We start from the raw sequence: 16,428 nt of genomic DNA on the forward strand, positions 1-16,428 counted from the left end.
CTCATTGGGCAACCCCAGCCATCTCTTCTGCACTGATCTTGCTTTTCGTCTGGGCGGCAAGCTTGTGCTTGTAGTGTGCCGTTTCAGCATTCAACGGATGCATCGCCACCGAGCCTTGCGGCTTGGTGGAATGACAATCGAAGCAGTCGATCTTTACCGCCGCATAGCTGTGACAGCTCACGCAAAAATCGTCCTTGGCGGCGGCTACGCTACCCGTCTCTTCGCTGGCATGGCAATTGATGCACTCTTTGAGGCTGTATTTCTTGGTACGGATACCTTCAATCACCGTTTCATCGCGGTGGTGATTCAGTACCTTCATATGATTGCGCCGCATGTAGTCGGTTGGTTCCACACACTGCTCAGCCTTCGTGATCATCCGCTTGGACTCGCCCCCGGCCTTGGGCTGGGCATCGGACCCGGCCCAGGCCAGGGCCGTGGTCGTCAGCACCACTGCACCCAGCGCCAGCAGACGTTTCATCTTGCCTGCCATGTTTAGTCGCCCATACCCATGATGATGTAGCCGGTCGGGCAGACGTCGGCGCAGATATGGCAGCCGATGCACTTGGTGTAGTCGGTGTCGACATAGCGCCCCAAGGTGGGGTTGTCCTTTTTCTTCACCTTGAATACAGCGGTCTGCGGGCAGTAGACGATGCAGTTGTCGCATTCGAAGCACTGGCCACAGGACATGCAGCGCTTGGCCTCATCCACGACTTCCTTGTCGGAGAGCGCATGCAAACGCTCTTCGAAGTTGCCTAGCGCACCGGCCTTGTCGAGCACGGTCACTTCGCGGATCTTGCGCGGCACGTTGGGGAAGTGACCGAGGAACAGATCGTCGTGCGGGATGATATGGCGCGCCGAACGGTCTTCGAAGTTGTGCAGGATGTCCTTGCGCTCCGAGGTGCCCCAGACGCCACCATGAATTTCGCTGTACTCGTGACCGGTTTCAAGCCACTTGCGGATTTCGTCGAAGTGGTGAACGTCCACTTTCGGACGCTTGTCGAGTTCCTTGCCCTGCAGGAAGGCGTCGATGCCGTCGACTGCGATGGCGGCGTGGCCGATCGCGGTGGTCAACAGGTGTGGACGCAGCACGTCGCCGCCGACGAAGATGTGCTCCTTGCCGGGGAAGCGGTAGTTCTTGTCAGCCTTCATCAGGCCATTGTTGTTGTTGAATTGCTCCAGGCCGGTGAAGTCGACACCCTGGCCGATGGCGGACACGATCAGGTCGGCCGGCAGGTCGCGCTCGGTGCCTTCGACGATCTTGGTTTCCTTGCCTTCCAGCACGAAGTCAGCCACGCGCAGCGCGGTGGCACGGCCATTCGCGTCGACGACCACGGCAACCGGAGTCACGCCGCCGATGATTTCGATGCCTTCCTGTTGGGCATGCTCGACTTCGTGCTTGTTGGCAGCCATCTTGTCGATGGTGGCACGGGAAACCAGCACCACTTCTGCGCCTTCGCGGGCAGAAATAGCAGCCACGTCCTGCGCCATGTGACCGGAGATCACGGCTTCTGGACGGTCGTCATGGGTACCGGACTTGGTCACGTTGCCAAGACGGCGTGCAACGGTTGCCACGTCAATCGAGGTGTCGCCACCGCCGATGACCACCACGCGGTTGCCAACGTGCTGCAGACGACCTTCGTTGAAGGCGCGCAGGAACGCCACGGCGGTCACGCAGTTGGGCGCTTCGGCGCCGGGGACCGGCAGCGGGCGGCCAGCCTGGGCGCCCATGGCCATGAAGATCGCATCGTAGTCTTTTTCGATCTGCTCGAAACTGATGTCGGAGCCGATACGGGTCTTGAGGCGGGTTTCAACGCCAAGATCGATGATGCGCTGGATTTCGGCATCGAGCATCTCGCGTGGGGTGCGGAAGCCAGGAATACCGTAGCGCATCATGCCGCCGAGTTCTTCGTGCTCGTCGAAAATGGTTACGCCATGGCCGCGCAGACGCAGCTGATAGGCCGCGGCCAGGCCGGCAGGACCGGCGCCGATGACGGCTACTTTCTTGCCGGTCTCGGCTGCCGTGGACGTGTAGGCCATGTTGTTTTCAATGCCCCAGTCGCCGATGAAGTGCTCGACCGAGTTGATGCCGACATGATCCTCAACCATATTCCGGTTACAACCGGATTCGCACGGCGCGGGGCAGACACGACCCATCACGCCAGGGAAGGGGTTGGCTTCGGTGACGCGACGGAAGGCATATTCCTGCCAGGTCATGCCTGCCGGCGGCTTCTCGATGCCGCGCGCGATATTCAGATAGCCACGGATGTCTTCGCCGGCCGGGCAGGAGCCCTGGCAAGGCGGCGTGGAGAGCATGTATTCCGGGCACTTGTGCGTCCAGCTCGACTGGAAGATCCGGTCCTGTGCCGAGCGAATATCGGCGTCCGACTCGCCATCCTTATAACGACGCCATGTAACGCCTTCGGTTTTTGCTTTGTTCGTCGTGACAGCCATGTTGGTTCTCCTAACGTCTGTGTAACTAAAATGGATAAATCGCAATCAGCCCGCTGGATTTCAGTCCAGCTTGATCGCCTTGCTGACCAATTGATGCACGCCGCCCACCATGCCCATGTCGAAACCATACTTGGGCAAAACTTTGGTGAACTGCGCCTTGCAAATAGCGCAGATCGTAGCCATGAAGTTGACCTGATGCTCCTTCACGACATTATTCAGTGCCGTAGCACGCGGCAATGCACCCTTGACGCGGACTTCCATCAGATCATCGGTCAACAGGCCACCACCACCACCGCAGCAGAAGGTCGCCTCGTAAATCGTGTCGTCAGCCATATTGTGGAAATTGTTTACCACCGACTTGATCAGTTCACGCGGAATGGTGAACTGACCGCCGGGTTCGGTCCCCATCCGCGACGCGCGCGCAACGTTGCACGAATCGTGATACGTCACCACCAGATCGTCGTTGGCTGACGGATCGACCTTGATCTTGCCGGACTTGACCAGGTCATTGGTCAACTCGCAGATGTGCTGCGGCTGCGGATAAGTGGGGTCGAGCTGTTTCTGCAATTCAATCGAGAACGGGTCGTTGCCGCCATAGCCGATCCCGGTCAGCGTGTTCCAGAAACTGTAGGCAACGCGCCAGGCGTGGCCGCATTCGCCGACCACGATACGCTTGACACCCAACTCAAGCGCGGCGTCGCGAATCCGCATGGCGACCTTGCGCATGACATCGTAATTGGCGTCGAACAGGCCGAAGTTGCCGGCTTCCGATGCGTGTGAAGACAGGGTCCAGCTAATGCCCGCGGCGTGGAACACCTTGGCGTAGCCAATCAGCGATTCCACATGCGGCTCGGAGAAGAAATCCGCCGACGGCGTGATCAACAGCACCTCGGCGCCCTTCACATCAAGCGGCATCTTCACCGCCACGCCGGTGTCTGCTTCGATGTCTTCCTCCAGACCTTCGAGCGTGTCTCCCAAGGCGGGGCCGGGCAAGCCGAGGTTGTTGCCGATCTTCTGCACCTTGCCCAGAATTTCGTTGGAATATTTCTGCCCCATGCCGACATGGTTGAGAATCTCGCGCCCCGCCATGGTGATTTCGGCAGTGTCGATGCCGTACGGGCAATACACCGAGCAACGACGGCATTCCGAGCACTGATAGTAGTAGCTGTACCAGTCGTCCAGCACTTCTTTGGTCAGATCCTTGGCGCCGACCAGTTTGGGGAACAGCTTGCCCGCAGTGGTGAAATAACGGCGATAGACCTGGCGCATCAGATCCTGACGCGCCACCGGCATGTTCTTGGGGTCGGAAGTCCCCAAATAGTAGTGACACTTGTCGGTACAGGCGCCGCAGTGCACGCAGGCATCCAGAAAGACCTTCAGCGAACGGTACTTGCCAAGCAGGTCGCCCATCTTGTCAATGGCGCGCTCCTTCCAGTCTTCACCCAACTCGCCGGGGTAACCCAGAAATTCCTGAATCGGTTTGGAGGCAGGAAATGTCTTGACATGCGACATCACGCCTTCGCGCAACCTGGGGATCTCAATGTCGTCCTTGATTTCCGGAATGTCAAATTCAGCAGCAGCCACGTGAGAGTCCTTTGTCCGTACTTGGGTGTTCGCTAATCGATGTCAACGAATCAGTTGTTCTGATCGAGCCGGGCCGCCCAGGCCGCCACATGGCGGTGCTCACGCGGGTTGTCCACCTGATTGCGTGTGGGGCTGAAGAACACGCCCGGCGCATGCAACAGTTTGCTGATCGGAAAGATCACCATCAACAGCGCCACCAGGGCGAGATGCACCAGCAAAATCGGATCCTGCGGAATCGGCTTCAGGTCGAGATACATCAGGCCCATGAAGAAGCTCTTCAGCGCCACGATGTCGGTATGGGCGACAAAGGTCATCAGCATGCCGGACAGGCCGATCGCAATCAGCAGCACCAGCATCAGGTAATCGGACGGAGTAGAAATGTAGCGCACGCGATCAACCAGGAAACGGCGCGCCAGCAAGCCCGCCAAACCCGCCACCATCATGATGCTGGCATATTTGCCAAACGGCTGCACGATGACGACCCAGAACCAGACCGGCTCGGTGAAGTAGCGCAGATGACGCGCCAGCACCAGAAACAGGCCAAAATGGAATAGCCAGCCGAATACCCAAATCCACTTGTTGGACTTGAACAGCGACTCGAACAGCACCACCTCCTTCGCCATCCGGTATACAACGCCCTTTTGCGTCGTAGGCGCAGGGGTGGTCGGGATTTTCAGCGGCGCAGGCGTGCGGCTGTAATCAAAAATCTTGTAGCCCAGGCCGACCACCAGCAACAAGGTGGCGATGTAAAACATCCCGGCATAAATCATCGTCACAGTAGACAAACCCTATCTCCTATTGGACCCCGATCCACTGCGCAGCGAAGCGCGCGGAATCACCTGCCCCAACAACGTTATGTTTACGAATCAAACGCAAAACCCGGCATAGCCCAGCCACATTCGATTGGGAAACACAGCCCTGAATCGAAGCCACTCCGGAAAATCCCGGAGCGACCCGACGGTGTTACGAACTCAGATACAGCCGGTCGGCTTGGGCAGGCCAGCGATCTTACAAGCCTGCTTGGCGGGGCCGTAGGGGAACAGTTCGTACAGGTACTTGTTGTTGCCCTTGTCCGGACCGAGCTTCTTGCCGATGGCCTTGGTCAGCACGCGAACAGCGGGAGCGATCTGGTATTCGGCGTAGTACTCACGCAGAAAGTTGACGACTTCCCAGTGGCTCTCGGTCAGTTCGACCTTTTCTTCCACAGCCATGTACTTGGCGATGTCTTCGTTCCACTGCGACAGATCGACCAGATAGCCTTCTTCGTCGACTTCGACTTCCTTACCGGCGATATTCACCATGGGCATAGCAATACTCCTTCTGTTAAAAGTTACAGCCAAGACTGACAGTTGCTGTGCTCTGCGACCAGATCCACAAAACCGCCGTAATCCACGACATTGACTCCGTCCAGCACACGCCCGGTCATGCCGCGCGCCGCCAGATCAGGACCGAGTGCGTAAATCTTGAGGCCAGCCGCCGCCGCCTGGATTTTCGCCGCTGCCGCATTACCGTTCGTAGCCGCGCACACCGCGTCCTCGATCAGCAATACAGCAGAACCTTGGGTGGCCATGCGCAGGCAGCTTTCCAGCGAACTGCGCTCTGTGGCCGATTTATTTACAATATGCAGCATGTCTGGTCCCCTTAGAAGCTGATCACGACGTCTTGCTCGGCCATGAGATTCGCCATCTCATCGACGGCGAGAACCGTCACATCCACAATCAGGTCGTCTTCGGTCAAACCGCGCGCATCCAGCGACGCCTGGTCGACATACAGCTTCTCGATGTCGTAGCCTTCCAGGGCGCGATAGGTCTTGGAGAAGTCCTTGACCTCGATGCCCTTGGTGTCGATGCCCTTCATCAACTGGTAGACACCGTCATCGGTGAATACCATGCTCACGTCCTGATCGAAAGCGGCGGTAATCAGCACCACTTCCAGACCTTCCAGCGCATACACGGTACCGTGCGGCGCCTTGCGGTTCAGGAACATGAATTTCTTGACGATGCCGGAGCCCTCGTCCATTTCGTCCATATCGCTCATCTCGCTATTCCTCAATCGCCGAACGTCACGAGACGATCGTACTGAATACCCATTTCCACCAACTGCCCCAGACCGGAAATCCGGAAACCCGGCGCCAGAACATCATCGTTTATGCCCCGACGCTGTGCAGCGGCAACACACACGACCAGATCGACGCCATGGTCAGCGGCCAGCTTGGACCAGCGCGCCGAGACATTGCGATCATCCTGCGGTGGCGTTGCCAGGCGGGTGGAATTGTTCACGCCATCATGGTAGAAAAAAATCCGCGGTACTGTGTGACCCTTCTCGATCGCCGTGCGGGCGAAGAGATAAGCGGAGTCACTGGCCTGATGGGTGTAAGGCCCTTCGTTTACAAGAATGCCGAATTGCATGGCTCGTTCAAACTCCGAAAAATCCAGTCAGTTATCATCGACGCCGCCGCAATCAAGCTGCGGCGGCGCTGGTGGCCTCAAAAAGGCCTAGAAGCGGATGTGCGTAGAAGCGTTCAGGTTGCTACGGCTACCACGCCAGTTGTCGATGTGATACTTGGTGAAAGGCAGACCGGTCTTCTCGAAGAACGCCGGCCAACCGATGCGTTCGATCCAGTCATTCATGCGCTCCCACGGCTTGCCGTCAGCCTTGTAGGTGTACAGAATTTTCTTGACCACCTCGGCCACTTCGGGCAAACGCGGCAAATTGTTCGGCAAGCCACTTGCCACCAGCTTATGGAAGGTAGGCTTGGAACGGGCGTTCGAGTTCTTACCACCCACCCAGATCGCGAACTTGGAATGCTCAGGATCGTTGATCTGCATCGGGGGGCAGGGCGGGAAGCAGGCGCCGCAGCAGATGCACTTCTTCTCGTCGACTTCCAGCGAAGGCTTGCCGTTCACCAGAGCGGGGCGGATCGCCGCCACCGGGCAGCGTGCCACGACAGAGGGACGCTCGCACACGTTGGCAACCAGATCGTGGTTGATCTTCGGCGGCTTGGTGTGCTGCATGATGATGGCAATGTCAGCCTGGCCGCCGCAGTTGATTTCGCAGCAGGAGGTGGACAGCTTGACGCGGTTGGGCATCTCGCAATTGATGAATTCGTGATGCAGTTCGTCCATGACCGCTTTGGCCGCACCCGACGCGTCGCTACCCGGGATGTCGCAATGCAGGAACCCCTGGGTATGCGCAATCATCGATACCGAGTTGGCCGTCCCGCCAATGGGATAGCCCTTATCGTTCAGCGCCTTGATCAAGGGCTCGACCTTCGACTCATCGGACACCATGTATTCGACGTTGGAACGAATGGTAAAGCGCACGAATCCGTCAGCATACTGGTCGGCAATGTCAGCCAGCTCGCGGACCGTGTAGTGGTCCATCTGGCGCGACGTACCCGCCTTGACGGTCCAGATCTCATCGCCCGATTCGGCGCGATGATAGAGAACACCCGGCTTCGGATGGCTGTGGAAAGCCCACTTGCCATAGTTCTTGACCATCACGGGATGCATATAGGGCATCGGATCCGGCGCACCGGATTCGATAGGCGGACGTAGTTCTGCCATGTTTTATCTCCAGCTGATTTAATGCGCGGACCCCAGTTCCCACCGGAGCCCGCGGGTAACGAAACTCAAGCGGCCGACGACTGCTTGTACTCGTTCCACTTCTCGACCTGCTCGTCCCAGTCGTCGGAACGGAAGTAAGGATTGGAACGCGGTGCACTGATCATGTTGGGATCGACCGGAATATCCATCCCCTCGAGGAAGTTGGCCATCCCGATACGCTCGATCATTTCACCGGTGCGCTCATGCTCGAGGGCATTTTCGGCGAAGAAGTCGATCGTGTTGCGCGCAAGCTCATTCAGCTTTTCAAAATCCTCGTCGGACTCGAGCTTCATGAACGGAACCACCACAGTACCCATCGTGGCGCCGATTTTCAGCACGCTCTTGCCGCCAATCAGGATAGTGACACCCTTGTCCACACCGGTCCGCAGGCCGCCGGGGATGACGTTCAGGCAGTGCATGCAGCGGACGCAGTTCTTGTTGTCGATGCACAGGGTGTTGCCATCGCCCAGATTGGCAGCGGAAACGTGCTCGCTGGCCTGGAACTTGTCGCTGGACACCAGGGTAATGGCCTTGGTCGGGCACTTGCTGATCACATCGTTGACCAGGTCGTTCATGCCATGCGCCTTGTAGTAGTCCCGAACCTGCTCCTCATTGACACGAATGTTGTCGCGCCAGGTGCCAATAGTCGCGAAGTCGGAACGCTGAATGGCGTTGACGCAGTCGTTTCCACAACCAGAGAACTTGAACTTGAACTTGTAGGGCAAGGACGGGCGGTGCATGTCATCGATGTTGTTGTTGATGACCGTGCGCAATGCCTTGGCTTCATCGAAACAGGAATGCTCGCAGCGGGCCGCACCAACGCAGGACATCGAGGTACGCAGCGCAGGGCCTGCGCCGCCGAGGTCGAAACCCATTTCGTTAAACGCGTCGAACGCCCGCTGGACGTCCTCCGTTTTACAGCCCTGAAGCATGAGATCGCCGGACTGGCCATGGAACGCGAGCAGGCCCGAACCACCATTGTCGGACCAGGCGTCACAGATCTTGCGCAGCAGGTCGGACGTGTAATGCATGCCGGCGGGCGGCTGGATACGCAAGGTATGAAATTCGGCCGCCTCGGGGAACAGCGGCTGATGGTTTTCGTCCTTCAATTCGGTAAAGCGCGGGATGATGCCACCCCCATAACCGAACACGCCGACCGTACCACCCTTCCAGTAGCCTTTTCTGTGCTCATAGGACGTTTCCAGCTGACCCATCAGGTCAACCATCATGTCGTTATCCTTGGCCAGCCGCTTCAGGCCGGTCACGAAGCTGGGCCACGGGCCTTTCTCAAGCTCGTCCAGATTGGGCGTATCAATCATCTTCTTTGCCATAGTTTTCTCTCCTAGAACATTTCGAAATGCCCGCTCAGCAGACAGCTCAACGGTATAGCAACATGATATTGACTGAACATCCGCACCACCATCATCCTCATGGGGACATCCATCTACTCCATATGGGTAGGTATAAGCCTGCCCGCATGGCGTAGATGGATGTCCCAACTCGGTAATAGCCCCTTGCCGCGAAGCATGAGACATTTGGTGCCCGTTACAGGAGTGAGTGAGCGTATTAAAATATGGTTAAAAACGCAAGTCCATACGCGGCCCAGGGTTGAAACGCCCAGCGGCACCCTTAATTAACAGGAGTGCAAAAGCTGATGTGGCTGATGGCAAGGGCGACTTGCATTGCACCCCGGCAACACCACGCTGCCAATCGACCAACTGAAGCACCACGGATTGAGATGTCATGCCAGAGATTACGTTTCTAGAAAAAATGCGGCTGCCGTTCGGCGGCCAGGAAGTCGAGTTTCATCATCTTGTGCACGAGTCGGGCGGCGTGCCGTTTCTGCGCATCCGCATCCGCGAAAACAAGCGTTTCACGATTTTCGACGTCGACCCGGTCAACGCGCAGAAATGGGGCGACCTGATGCAGGCATGGGCCAGCGAGCATGGCGGGGACGCGCCATGAGCTGGAGTTGGCCTGAAACCAAGCCGGAAGAATATGTGCCCCGCATGATCGACCTGCAGTTCGATCTGGTGGGGACGGTCATTCCGGCCGAGACTGCCCAGCTGCTCGCAGACGCGCTGCAACGGCTGCTGCCGTGGCTGGGCGAGGAAACCGGTGCCGGCATCCACCATCTGAAAGGCGCAGAAACCAACAGCGGGGACGCCACGCTCTGCATCAACCGGCGCGCCAAGCTGTTCATCCGCGTACCCAAGACACGGGTGGACGACATGCAACGACTGATCGGGCAAACGCTCGATCTAGCGGGCCACACGCTGCAGATCGGCCGTTTCAAGCCCCGCGAATTCAGTCCGTTCTCACACCTCTACTCGCACTTTGTTGACACTGGCAGCGCCGGTGAAGAACAATTCGTGCAGGACGTGATGCATGAACTGGACAGTCATTTCCAGCTGCGTTGCGGCTTCATCTGCGGCAAGGCACAAACCCTGCAAAGCGCATCCGGTCCCTTGCATGGCTTCAGCCTGATGCTGCACGAGGTGCCGCCCCACAAGTCCCTGCAACTGCAGGACGAAGGGCTGGGCCGCAACCATTTGTTAGGCTGCGGAATATTCATTCCGCATAAATCCATTGCGCCGGTCGCACCGGCGACCCTTTAACCCAAGTGCCGGCTGCTCCGGCGATTCTTTAGCACCCAACCCGAAAGGAGAAAACATGTCTTATGTTGTAAACGGCGAAGAGCTCGAAACCGGCGACGAGGACTTCCTGCTGGAAGCCAACTTCAGCGACGATGTTCCCCCGGTCATCGCCGCGGCTGAAAAAATCACGCTGACCGACGAGCACTGGACGGTTATCAACTACCTGCGCGACAAGTACAAGGAAGACGGTCAAACACCGAACTTCCGCAACATGCTGGCGGAAATAGAAGATATGCACCCGGGCACCGACTGGAAGAAAAAGCTGTATGAGCTATTCCCCAACATGCCGGCTCGCCAGGGTGCGCGCGTTGCCGGCCTGCCCAAGCCCTTCGGCAAAGGCGGCTACTGATCTCAATCAGGGCCGCCTGTTGGGCGGGGAGCGGAAAACCGCTGCCCGCCCCCCGGGCGGTTCATTTTTCACGGTTCCAACCATGTTTTCCAACACCCTCGTTACCACTGAAGACCTGGCCGCGCATCTGGACGACCCCAACTGGGTCATTCTGGACTGCCGCTTCACCCTCACCGACACGGGGGCAGGCCGTCAGGCGTACGAGAAAGCACATATCCCGGGTGCACGTTACGTGCATCTGGACGAAGACCTCTCCGCTCCCGTCGGCGAAACCACGGGACGGCATCCGCTGCCCGATCCGCACGTGCTGACCGAAAAGCTCTGTCAATGGGGCGTCGGGGTCAACAAGCAGGTCGTAGTGTACGACGACAGCTATGGCGCCATGGCGGTGCGGCTGTGGTGGATGATGCGCTGGCTCGGCCACCCTGGCGTGGCGCTGCTGGACGGCGGCTACCCGAAGTGGACGCGCGAAAAACGCCCGGTCGATGGCGACATCCCGGCACCGCACAAAGGCGCCTGCGCCTGCCTGCCCGAGCCCAGCCAGATCGTAACGGCGGACGAGGTTCTGCACGCATCCCGGAGCGGCGAACAGCTCATACTCGACGCGCGTCCGGATCGCCGCTTCAGTGGCGAGTTCGAACCGCTCGACCCGGTGGCCGGACACGTGCCGGGCGCGATCAACTACCCGTTCGACGAGAATCTCGATGTGGACGGCACCTTCCTGCCGCCCGAAGCGCTGCGCGAGAACTACCAGGCCCTGCTCAAGGGCAAGCCGGCCTGGCAGGTCATCCACATGTGCGGCTCCGGCGTCACCGCCTGCCACAACGTGCTGGCGATGGAAATCGCCGGTCTCCCCGGTTCACGGCTTTACCCCGGCTCGTGGAGCGAGTGGATCACCGATCCCGCCCGCCCCGTGGCCACAGGAGAATAACCATGGTCAAACCCGTACGAGTACGTACCGTCTGGTTCAAGCGGGACGGCGAGCGCAGCGCCGAGGAAATCGCCAGTTCGGTGGCCTCCACCATCTGGCGCGTCGCCGACAAGGCCGTAGACAACCTCGGCCGCGAGGACTACGACATCATCACCCCGGCACGCGGCTTCAAGCTGATCGCCGAATGCCTCGCCTTCCTGGTGCATTACTGCGACCGTATGGCCTACGGGACGCTGACGCCCGAGCGCCGCGCCGCCGTGTTGCAGGCGATCAGCACCCGGCTGGGCGAAGTGATGGAAGAGAACATCATCGAGGCGGTCGGCCCCGACCCCACGCGCAACTTCAAGGCCGAATTCGTCGATTTTCTGAACCGGCGTTTCGTCGACTACGCGGAATTCGAGTTCCCCGACGACGACAAGGCCAGCTTCCCGGCGCTGCGCTTCCTCGGCCTGCAGATCCGCGACGAGATGGGCGACAGCGACAAGACCTGGATCATGGACCAGATCATGGACATCGAAATGCCCGAGATGATGGGCACGGTGCGCAAGAGCTTCAAGGGCCTGCTGTCCGACGCGCCGATCAAGCGCGGCTTCGGCTCGCCCGACATGCTGCCGCCGGAATAAGGCGCGGCATGGCGGGTTCGCCTTTCGATCTGGCCAACGAGAGCGGTTACCGCGCCTGGCGCGATGCCAGGCTCGCGGCCTATCCGCGCAGCGTGGACGAACTGATCGTGCCGCTGGCCGACCCGCGGTGCCTGAGCACGGAAGAATCCGGCGCCCTAGAATCGCGCTGCGCGCGCGCCAACATGGCGATCTACAGCGCAGCGCATCTGCCTGCCGCCGACAAGTCGATCCCGCATCAACTGGCACGCCAGCTCGGCCTCGTTCGCCTGGAAGGCAACTACCTCGCCGACGAGGACGGACTGTCCAGCATCACACCAGCCGGCGATACCGGCAGCGTGCGCGGCGACTTCATTCCCTACACCCACAAGCCGATCAACTGGCACACCGACGGCTACTACAACGCGCTCGACCGCCGCATCCTCGGCATGACCCTGCACTGCGCGCAGGATGCCGAAGCCGGCGGCGAGAACGCGCTGCTCGACCACGAAATCGCCTACCTCCAGCTGCGCGATACCAATCCCGATTACGTCGCCGCACTGATGCAGCCCGACGCGATGACGATCCCCGCACGCATGGACGAGAACAACGTCGCCCGCCCCGAGCAGAGCGGGCCGGTGTTCGCGGTCGACCCCGTGCAAGGCTTCCTTTACATGCGCTACACCGCACGCACCCGCTCGATCATCTGGAAAGGCGATGCTGTCACGCAAGCCGCCGTCAAAACCCTGACCGAGATCCTCACCGGCTCCGAATACATTCTCACCGCCCGCTTGCGCCCGGGCATGGGACTCATCTGCAACAACGTGCTGCACACCCGCAACGCATTCTCCGATTCTCCCCGACACCGCCGCCTGCTCTATCGCGGTCGCTATTACGACCGCCTGCGCTTTCCCACACGCCCGCAATAGCGGGAGCGGGTAAAATAGCGGTCTTCTTGTTTCGGCCATCTGCCGTCATGCAGCTTCTCACCCTCGGGGTCAACCATCACACTGCGCCACTTGCGATCCGCGAGCAGGTGGCATTCGGCCCCGACAAGCTGGCGCAGGCACTGCACGAACTGACCCTGAGCCAGCGCGCTTCCGAAGTCGCCATTCTGTCGACCTGCAACCGCACCGAGCTGTACGTCAACACATCATCCCCCGATGCCGTCACCGAGTGGCTGGCCGATTTCCACCACATCGAGCGGCGCGAGCTTGCCCCCTACCTCTACACCCTGCCGCGCGAGCAGGCCGCGCAGCATGCCTTCCGCGTCGCCGCCGGACTCGACTCGATGGTGCTGGGCGAAACCCAGATCCTCGGCCAGATGAAGCAGGCGGTGCTGGCGGCGGAGGAAGCCGGCACCCTCGGCCTGCTGCTGCACAAGCTGTTCCAGCGCACGTTCTCGGTGGCCAAGGAAGTGCGCAGCAGCACCGAAATCGGCGCCAATTCGGTGTCGATGGCCGCTGCCGCGGTACGCCTGGCAGAACGCATCTTCCCCAGCATCAAGGAGCAGGCCTGCCTGTTCATCGGCGCCGGCGAGATGATCGAGCTGTGCATCACCCACTTCGCCGCGCAGCATCCGCGCCGCATGACGGTGGCCAACCGCACCGCCGAGCGCGCACGCCCGCTGGCCGAGCGTTTCAACGCCGGGGTGATCCCGCTCACCGAATTGCCGGACGAACTGCCCAGTTACGACATCATCATCACGTCGACGGCAAGTCCACTGCCCATCCTCGGCAAGGGCATGCTGGAGCGCGCGATCAAGCAGCGCCGCCACCGCCCGATCTTCATCGTCGATCTCGCGGTGCCGCGCGACGTCGAGGCCGAGGCCGCCGACATGGACGACGTCTTTCTCTATAGCGTCGACGACCTCGGCCAGGTGGTGCGCGAAGGCATGGACAACCGCGTCGCGCAGGTGGCCCAGGCCGAGGCAATCATCGAAACCAGCGTGGAAAGCTTCGTGCACTGGATGGAAGGCCGCGAACTGGTACCGGTGATCCGCTCATTACGGGATGCCGCCGAACGCCACCGCCGCCACGAAATCGAAAAGGCCGAAAAGGCACTGGCGCGCGGCGACGACCCGCGGGCGGTGCTCGACGCGATGAGCCACGCATTCGCCAACAAGATGCTGCACGCCCCAACCCACGCGCTCAACCACGTCACCCGCGACGAGCGCGACCAGTTCGTCCGTCTCCTCAGCCAGCTCTACGGGCTGCATCACGAATGAAGGCCTCCCTGGCGGACAAGCTCGCTCGCGCCGACGAGCGACTGGAGGAACTCGACGCCCTGCTGTCGCAGCCGGAAATCGCCGGCGACATGGAAAGTTACCGCAAGCTCACCCGCGAGCACGCCGACCTCACCCCGGTGGTGGCCTTGTATCGCCAGTACCGGCAGGTCGCGGCCGACCAGAAGACGGCCGGCGAGATGCTCGCCGATCCGGATATGCGCGAACTCGCCGAAGCCGAACTCGCCGGCGGCGCCGCCCGTATCGCGCAGCTGGAAACCGAGCTGCAGACCGCGCTGCTGCCGCAAGACCCTAACGATGAGCGCAACATCTTCCTGGAAATCCGCGCCGGCACCGGCGGCGACGAATCGGCACTGTTCGCCGGCAATCTGCTGCGCATGTACACGCGCTACGCCGAGCGCTGCGGATGGCGCGTCGAAGTGGTGTCGGAGAACCCCGGCGAAGTCGGCGGCTACAAGGAAGCCATCGTGCGCATCGTCGGCCACGGCGCCTACTCGCGGCTGAAGTTCGAATCGGGCGGCCACCGCGTGCAGCGCGTGCCGGAAACCGAATCACAGGGCCGCATCCACACCTCGGCCTGCACCGTGGCGGTGATGCCGGAAGCCGACGAAGTCGGCGAAATCGACATCAACCCGGCCGACCTGCGCATCGACACCTACCGTGCCTCCGGCGCCGGCGGCCAGCACATCAACAAGACCGATTCGGCGGTGCGCATCACCCACCTGCCGACGGGACTGGTGGTCGAATGCCAGGATGACCGCTCGCAGCACCGCAACCGCGCGCAGGCGATGAGCGTGCTGGCGGCACGCCTGAAAGACCGCCAGTTGCAGCAGCAGCAGGCGGCGGAAGCCAGCACCCGCAAGAGCCTGATCGGCAGCGGCGACCGCTCCGACCGTATCCGCACCTACAACTTCCCGCAGGGCCGCATCACCGACCACCGCATCAATCTCACGCTGTACAAGATCGACGCGATGATGGACGGCGACCTCACCGAACTGTTCGATGCGCTGGCGGCCGAACATCAGGCCGAACTGCTGGCGACGCTCGCTGGCGAAAGCTGAGCGATGAGCGTCACGACCTGGATTGCCGCGGCCACCGTCCGGATTGCCGCGGCGCAGGGGCTGGAAAAGCGCGAGGCGCGGCTGGAGGCACGCGTGCTAGCGGCATTCGCCTGGGAGGTTACCCCGGCCTGGCTGATCGCGCACGACAGCGACACCCCGACCGCCGCGCAACTCGCCGCGTCCGACACCCTGCTGACCCGCAGACTGGCCGGCGAACCCATCGCCTATCTGGTCGGCGCCCGCGAATTCTATGGCCGTCCGTTCGAGGTTTCGCCCGCAGTCCTGATCCCGCGCCCCGATACCGAATTGCTGATCGAACTGGCGCTGGCACACGTGCCGCCCGGCCAGACCGTGGAGATGCTTGACCTAGGCACCGGCAGCGGCTGCATCGCCATTACCCTGGCGCTGGAACGTCCACTTGCGCGGGTGACTGCGCTTGACCGCTCCCCGTCCGCGCTGGCCATCGCACGGCGCAATGCCGCCCGCCTCGGCGCAGATGTCGAATTTCTGAGCAGCGACTGGTTCGCCGCGCTCGGCGGGCGGCGCTTCGACCTCATCGTCAGCAACCCGCCTTATATCGCCGCCTGCGACCCGCATCTGGGCCGCGGCGACATCCGCTTCGAGCCGCTCACCGCACTGGCCGCCGGCCGTGACGGCCTGGACGATCTGCGCCGGCTGGCCGCAACAGCCCGCACTCACCTCAAGCCCGGCGGCGCGCTGCTGCTGGAACACGGCTACGATCAAGCGGATGCCGTCCAGGCCTTGCTGCGGACTGGCGGCTTCCACCATCCCCGGAGCTGGACGGACCTGTCCGGGATTCGCCGCGTCAGCGGCGACCATCTGTCGGAATAATTTACATGCCCGCGTCGTCCGGCAACCCGCGACTCGGCGGCGGCCTGTATGCAGTGGGCATTTCAGGCTGATCGATGTAATATTGGTGCGATTC

The 16,428-nt window shown here is 60.9% G+C and carries 19 protein-coding genes; 9 read left to right on the plus strand and 10 right to left on the minus strand.

The window, feature by feature from the left end:
• Nucleotide 1 precedes the first annotated feature (1 nt).
• The 10 genes from B059_RS0110625 to dsrA all read right to left on the minus strand — a co-directional run bounded on the left by B059_RS0110625 (nucleotide 2) and on the right by dsrA (nucleotide 8,971).
• Entirely contained in the window at nucleotides 2-478 is a 477-nt protein-coding gene (locus B059_RS0110625; protein WP_018078235.1) for a hypothetical protein, read from the minus strand.
• A gap of 14 nt (nucleotides 479-492) precedes the next feature.
• A complete protein-coding gene (locus B059_RS0110630) occupies nucleotides 493-2,451 on the minus strand; it encodes an NAD(P)-binding protein (RefSeq protein ID WP_018078236.1) in 1,959 nt (652 codons plus the stop codon).
• 60 nt (nucleotides 2,452-2,511) lie between these two features.
• Nucleotides 2,512-4,035 (minus strand): sulfate reduction electron transfer complex DsrMKJOP subunit DsrK, encoded by a 1,524-nt coding sequence (gene dsrK, locus B059_RS0110635; RefSeq protein WP_018078237.1) that lies wholly within the window; start codon nucleotides 4,033-4,035, stop codon nucleotides 2,512-2,514.
• Between the two features lie 50 nt (nucleotides 4,036-4,085).
• On the minus strand, nucleotides 4,086-4,811 hold the full coding sequence (locus tag B059_RS0110640) for a respiratory nitrate reductase subunit gamma (RefSeq protein ID WP_245538780.1): 726 nt from the start codon (nucleotides 4,809-4,811) through the stop codon (nucleotides 4,086-4,088).
• 195 nt (nucleotides 4,812-5,006) lie between these two features.
• Nucleotides 5,007-5,342 carry a TusE/DsrC/DsvC family sulfur relay protein gene (locus B059_RS0110645; protein WP_018078239.1) on the minus strand — a complete coding sequence of 112 codons (336 nt, stop codon included), beginning with the start codon at nucleotides 5,340-5,342 and terminating at the stop codon, nucleotides 5,007-5,009.
• 23 nt (nucleotides 5,343-5,365) lie between these two features.
• Nucleotides 5,366-5,665, minus strand: coding sequence for a sulfurtransferase complex subunit TusB (gene tusB / locus B059_RS0110650; protein ID WP_018078240.1), 300 nt, complete (start codon nucleotides 5,663-5,665; stop codon nucleotides 5,366-5,368).
• Nucleotides 5,666-5,676: 11 nt separating this feature from the next.
• Nucleotides 5,677-6,072: a sulfurtransferase complex subunit TusC gene (tusC, locus tag B059_RS0110655; RefSeq protein ID WP_018078241.1), complete on the minus strand. Its 396-nt coding sequence runs from the start codon at nucleotides 6,070-6,072 to the stop codon at nucleotides 5,677-5,679.
• A gap of 11 nt (nucleotides 6,073-6,083) precedes the next feature.
• The gene (gene tusD, locus B059_RS0110660) at nucleotides 6,084-6,443 is read right to left on the minus strand and encodes a sulfurtransferase complex subunit TusD (protein ID WP_018078242.1); all 360 of its coding nucleotides are present in this window, start codon (nucleotides 6,441-6,443) and stop codon (nucleotides 6,084-6,086) included.
• A gap of 87 nt (nucleotides 6,444-6,530) precedes the next feature.
• Entirely contained in the window at nucleotides 6,531-7,601 is a 1,071-nt protein-coding gene (gene dsrB / locus B059_RS0110665; protein WP_018078243.1) for a dissimilatory-type sulfite reductase subunit beta, read from the minus strand.
• 65 nt (nucleotides 7,602-7,666) lie between these two features.
• A complete protein-coding gene (gene dsrA, locus B059_RS0110670) occupies nucleotides 7,667-8,971 on the minus strand; it encodes a dissimilatory-type sulfite reductase subunit alpha (protein WP_018078244.1) in 1,305 nt (434 codons plus the stop codon).
• A gap of 412 nt (nucleotides 8,972-9,383) precedes the next feature.
• On the opposite strand from dsrA, the gene B059_RS0110680 reads away from it, so the two are divergent.
• The 9 genes from B059_RS0110680 (at nucleotide 9,384) to prmC (ending at nucleotide 16,334) form a co-directional block, all read left to right on the plus strand.
• Nucleotides 9,384-9,605: a DUF6967 family protein gene (locus tag B059_RS0110680; RefSeq protein WP_026177447.1), complete on the plus strand. Its 222-nt coding sequence runs from the start codon at nucleotides 9,384-9,386 to the stop codon at nucleotides 9,603-9,605.
• Nucleotides 9,602-10,258: a type I-MYXAN CRISPR-associated protein Cas6/Cmx6 gene (cas6, locus tag B059_RS0110685; RefSeq protein ID WP_018078247.1), complete on the plus strand. Its 657-nt coding sequence runs from the start codon at nucleotides 9,602-9,604 to the stop codon at nucleotides 10,256-10,258. The genes B059_RS0110680 and cas6 overlap by 4 nt, the downstream gene beginning before the upstream one ends.
• 55 nt (nucleotides 10,259-10,313) lie before the next feature.
• Complete coding sequence (locus B059_RS0110690; RefSeq protein WP_018078248.1) at nucleotides 10,314-10,646, plus strand: TusE/DsrC/DsvC family sulfur relay protein; 333 nt, start codon at nucleotides 10,314-10,316, stop codon at nucleotides 10,644-10,646.
• Nucleotides 10,647-10,728: 82 nt separating this feature from the next.
• Nucleotides 10,729-11,577, plus strand: a complete 849-nt coding sequence (locus B059_RS0110695; RefSeq protein ID WP_018078249.1) for a sulfurtransferase — start codon at nucleotides 10,729-10,731, stop codon at nucleotides 11,575-11,577.
• 2 nt (nucleotides 11,578-11,579) lie between these two features.
• Nucleotides 11,580-12,200, plus strand: coding sequence for a hypothetical protein (locus B059_RS0110700; protein ID WP_018078250.1), 621 nt, complete (start codon nucleotides 11,580-11,582; stop codon nucleotides 12,198-12,200).
• Between the two features lie 8 nt (nucleotides 12,201-12,208).
• Nucleotides 12,209-13,105, plus strand: a complete 897-nt coding sequence (locus tag B059_RS0110705) for a TauD/TfdA family dioxygenase (RefSeq protein WP_018078251.1) — start codon at nucleotides 12,209-12,211, stop codon at nucleotides 13,103-13,105.
• Between the two features lie 47 nt (nucleotides 13,106-13,152).
• On the plus strand, nucleotides 13,153-14,403 hold the full coding sequence (hemA, locus tag B059_RS0110710; RefSeq protein ID WP_018078252.1) for a glutamyl-tRNA reductase: 1,251 nt from the start codon (nucleotides 13,153-13,155) through the stop codon (nucleotides 14,401-14,403).
• Complete coding sequence (prfA, locus tag B059_RS0110715) at nucleotides 14,400-15,482, plus strand: peptide chain release factor 1 (protein ID WP_018078253.1); 1,083 nt, start codon at nucleotides 14,400-14,402, stop codon at nucleotides 15,480-15,482. The genes hemA and prfA overlap by 4 nt, the downstream gene beginning before the upstream one ends.
• A 3-nt stretch (nucleotides 15,483-15,485) precedes the next feature.
• Nucleotides 15,486-16,334: a peptide chain release factor N(5)-glutamine methyltransferase gene (gene prmC / locus B059_RS0110720; protein WP_018078254.1), complete on the plus strand. Its 849-nt coding sequence runs from the start codon at nucleotides 15,486-15,488 to the stop codon at nucleotides 16,332-16,334.
• Nucleotides 16,335-16,428: the final 94 nt, after the last annotated feature.

Source organism: Thiobacillus denitrificans DSM 12475, assembly GCF_000376425.1.
Taxonomy (GTDB): Bacteria; Pseudomonadota; Gammaproteobacteria; order Burkholderiales; family Thiobacillaceae; genus Thiobacillus; species Thiobacillus denitrificans.

Bases quoted from the DNA above. Each gene is read 5' to 3' on its own strand.
- B059_RS0110625 (WP_018078235.1), bottom strand. From the start codon at position 478: ATGAAACGTCTGCTGGCGCTGGGTGCAGTGGTGCTGACGACCACGGCC.
- B059_RS0110630 (WP_018078236.1), bottom strand. From the start codon at position 2,451: ATGGCTGTCACGACGAACAAAGCAAAAACCGAAGGCGTTACATGGCGT.
- B059_RS0110645 (WP_018078239.1), bottom strand. From the start codon at position 5,342: ATGCCCATGGTGAATATCGCCGGTAAGGAAGTCGAAGTCGACGAAGAA.
- tusB (WP_018078240.1), bottom strand. From the start codon at position 5,665: ATGCTGCATATTGTAAATAAATCGGCCACAGAGCGCAGTTCGCTGGAA.
- tusC (WP_018078241.1), bottom strand. From the start codon at position 6,072: ATGAGCGATATGGACGAAATGGACGAGGGCTCCGGCATCGTCAAGAAA.
- tusD (WP_018078242.1), bottom strand. From the start codon at position 6,443: ATGCAATTCGGCATTCTTGTAAACGAAGGGCCTTACACCCATCAGGCC.
- dsrB (WP_018078243.1), bottom strand. From the start codon at position 7,601: ATGGCAGAACTACGTCCGCCTATCGAATCCGGTGCGCCGGATCCGATG.
- dsrA (WP_018078244.1), bottom strand. From the start codon at position 8,971: ATGGCAAAGAAGATGATTGATACGCCCAATCTGGACGAGCTTGAGAAA.
- B059_RS0110680 (WP_026177447.1), top strand. From the start codon at position 9,384: ATGCCAGAGATTACGTTTCTAGAAAAAATGCGGCTGCCGTTCGGCGGC.
- cas6 (WP_018078247.1), top strand. From the start codon at position 9,602: ATGAGCTGGAGTTGGCCTGAAACCAAGCCGGAAGAATATGTGCCCCGC.
- B059_RS0110690 (WP_018078248.1), top strand. From the start codon at position 10,314: ATGTCTTATGTTGTAAACGGCGAAGAGCTCGAAACCGGCGACGAGGAC.
- B059_RS0110695 (WP_018078249.1), top strand. From the start codon at position 10,729: ATGTTTTCCAACACCCTCGTTACCACTGAAGACCTGGCCGCGCATCTG.
- B059_RS0110700 (WP_018078250.1), top strand. From the start codon at position 11,580: ATGGTCAAACCCGTACGAGTACGTACCGTCTGGTTCAAGCGGGACGGC.
- B059_RS0110705 (WP_018078251.1), top strand. From the start codon at position 12,209: ATGGCGGGTTCGCCTTTCGATCTGGCCAACGAGAGCGGTTACCGCGCC.
- hemA (WP_018078252.1), top strand. From the start codon at position 13,153: ATGCAGCTTCTCACCCTCGGGGTCAACCATCACACTGCGCCACTTGCG.
- prfA (WP_018078253.1), top strand. From the start codon at position 14,400: ATGAAGGCCTCCCTGGCGGACAAGCTCGCTCGCGCCGACGAGCGACTG.
- prmC (WP_018078254.1), top strand. From the start codon at position 15,486: ATGAGCGTCACGACCTGGATTGCCGCGGCCACCGTCCGGATTGCCGCG.